General features: G+C 32.7%; 3 protein-coding genes. All 3 read right to left on the bottom strand.

Annotation, left to right across the window (positions count from 1 at the left end):
• Window positions 1-311 precede the first annotated feature (311 nt).
• Genes G8Y85_RS05200 through G8Y85_RS05190 form a run of 3 tightly spaced genes read right to left on the bottom strand, consistent with a single transcriptional unit; the run spans window position 312 to window position 2318 of the window.
• Window positions 312-1268 (bottom strand): hypothetical protein, encoded by a 957-nt coding sequence (locus tag G8Y85_RS05200; protein ID WP_165805526.1) that lies wholly within the window; start codon window positions 1266-1268, stop codon window positions 312-314.
• A complete protein-coding gene (locus G8Y85_RS05195) occupies window positions 1268-1696 on the bottom strand; it encodes a RusA family crossover junction endodeoxyribonuclease (RefSeq protein ID WP_165805525.1) in 429 nt (142 codons plus the stop codon). The genes G8Y85_RS05200 and G8Y85_RS05195 overlap by 1 nt, the downstream gene beginning before the upstream one ends.
• Before the next feature lie 4 nt (window positions 1697-1700).
• Complete coding sequence (locus G8Y85_RS05190) at window positions 1701-2318, bottom strand: hypothetical protein (RefSeq protein ID WP_143564835.1); 618 nt, start codon at window positions 2316-2318, stop codon at window positions 1701-1703.
• Between the last annotated feature and the right edge of the window lie 667 nt (window positions 2319-2985).

Below are 2985 nucleotides of genomic sequence, written 5' to 3'. Positions count from 1 at the left end.
CGGTCTATATTTTCGGACTTCATTTATTTTCGTTTCTTTTTGGTTCGAAATTTTGGACTGCATGATTTCTGTTTCTTCTCTGCAATTTTTATATTGTCGATTATTTTGTTGATTTTTCGTTCTTCTTCTATTTTTCGATGTAATTTCTATTATTTTTCCTCTTCCTAGGCTTTTATTTCCATTCTAATTACATTATTTTAGTCCTGTTTTTTGGACTGTTTGTTTTGCTCTTGTTTTTTCTTATTTTTCCATCTTCGAACACAACAAAAAAAGGCGCCATATCAATGTATGACACCTCTTATGATGGTCTGCTATCTGTTATCATGCCCATGATAATTCTCTGGCAAGCCTCCTAGCTGATGAAACCTTTCATACATGTAACCTGAAAGTTCATCAAACGCTGCGTTCATGCGGTTGAATGCATTGCTAGTACCGATAAATTCTCGATTTTCTAGAAGCGCTCTTCTTACATACGCTAGTTCTTTCGCAAATGCTGCACTCAAATCGTATGAGTGTGAATTTTTATTTCTGCTTTGAAAATACTCTAATCCTGCGCTTTTGATGGGGGTTAAAAGGTCTAGAAGCGGTTGAGGATCTGGTCTTTTAACTCTATCTTCTACTATGCTAGGACGTGCTTCTAATAGCATCTCAGACTCTTTTATATAGCCTACATCTTCTAAATCAGCGATAACATCATCAACTTCTTTTTGTACGTCTTCTCCTTGTTCTAATGCCTCTCTATACCGTACAAATCCATCTGTATATTCGCTTCTTAGTCTCTCTATCTTCTTTACAATGCTTTCACTTGTCTCTTGTTGCCCGCTCTCCATAGCATCTATTAAGTCCATCAGCACATTCAATTCTTCGACTTTTATTTTACGCACTTTTAAGAGTCGCCAAGCCTCACCTATACTATCTTCGTCTAATTTCCCCTCTAACTGTTCTCGTGCTAATTTAAGCTGTCTTATCAACGATTGGTTATCTTCTTCATATTCTTCTTCTAAAGCTTCTATATGCTCGTCTATACGCTCTCTAGCACTTCGCGCTACATTCTTTACATCTTCGTCTATTTCTAGCTTGTCTCCTTGCTTAATAACTCGTTGCTGTACTTTTGCTAGTGCAGCAGATAACCCTGTATATTCTTTCCTTAACACAAGCATATACTCATAACGTTCATGTAAAGCATCTAAATATGTTTCCATTAAATTCTGAGCTTCATTCATCATCTCTTCAATCACTAAAAATTTATCTAAATTAGTCTTTGCCATTACTCAATCCCCCTTAGCACAATTTCTGTCCTTGGATTCTCCATCTCTTGAAATTTAGCCATCGATACCATTGTGATTCGGCTATCTTTGACTTTTAATCCTTTGAATATGCTGTCCATTGCTGCTTTAAGTAAATTGTCTATATCAGGCGCTGTAGTACGCATTATATTTTTAATTTTCTTCTGAGATTTAGGGGCTTGTACATAGAATGCAACTTCTGCTTTAACTCCTAACGGAGTATTCATAACCTCAAAAAAATCGTCATTTATCGCATTATCACGCTTTAACTGTGCCTGTACTGCATCCATATATTCTACATACTTTTGAGGATAGTAAGTAATCGTCTTACCGCCCTCTATAAACCTGTGGTTCGGTCTAGGTGTGCCCATTGGCGGTAAATCGATCGTATATCGCCATACTTTCTCCATACGATCACTCCTCTTTGTTTTTTCGCTTGCTTTGCCAAAACTCTTTGATTCTATCAACTTGATTCGCCTCAAACTCTGCTTCTTTACGCTTTCTCTCTTCACTATTAGGGGCTAACTTATTAATCTCTTCACGTGCTTTTTGAGCTTGTTTCGCATGCTTTCTTAATACATCTTTTGTACTTTGTAGATTTTCTGACTTTTCCTCTTCGTTATCAACAGATTTTTCTTGTTTTTCGTTCTCTCTTTCACCTTTTTTAGGCTTTAAATAATCCATATTCATTTCTTTCATGTGTTTTTTCACAACTTCGGCTTGTTTTTCAATGTTAACTTCTTTCTTAGTTCTAGGTTTTTCATACTTTTCAGGGTGTTCTACATGGTCGTTAAACAGCTCTATAACAGCATTTAATTGATTAAGCGTGAAAACTTCTCCTAATGCATAAAATGCACTTTTTTCTTCTGACATTTCTTTGATTTGTTTCTTGTATACAAAAATTGTCGACTTCTTTTTATCTAAATTATCTGCCAGCAATTTCCAATGTACTTCGTTTACAATCCACTCTACGATATTCTCACTTTTTGTCTTTGAAATGCTTAATGGTTTTTGTGTTTTTGTGTTCGCCATTTCTAATCGCTCCTTTTTATATTAATAGTTATTATTAGCTCTAATATTTATATTCCTATTTACAGGTCTATTTATACTTATATTTACACTTATAAAGGTAGTAACACATTTGGTCAACAAATACCGTTAGGTGTTGTTTTACTAATAAAGTAGATATTATACGTAAATTTAAATATTAAAGTATTTAGCTCTTTAAATATCTTTATACTTAGTCCCTTATTTAAATTTATACTTATACAATTACTTAACATTTTACTTCAAGTCTTTTTTTTAGGACTATTCATCGTATTTTTAGTATAATTTATATAGTCCATTATTTCAAACCTCTTATGCGCATCCGTTTATAACTTTATTTATATTTTTTTATAAAATATAGTTATATAATACTATTATTATTTTTTTAATCACAATTTATCTCTTTTATCAGACTTGGTCATGGTACCATTTATTTTTTCTGGGATATTACAGTATTATAGGGCTATTTTTAATAAGTAGGCTAATCGTGTGCATTATTGTTGTAATTATGGTTAATGAAATCATCATAACAACCTGAAAACATGTAACTTGTTACATGTTACAAAGTGTTTTTATGCTATTTATTCCTATATTTATTCGTTTATTTTTATTAATTGTAGATTCTGATCTTAGGCAGAAAGTTAATAATAAT

The sequence above is a fragment of the Staphylococcus sp. 11007852 genome, assembly GCF_011394325.1.
GTDB classification, from domain to species: domain Bacteria; phylum Bacillota; class Bacilli; order Staphylococcales; family Staphylococcaceae; genus Staphylococcus; species Staphylococcus agnetis.
This window is presented reverse-complemented; position numbering and strand designations above follow the sequence as displayed.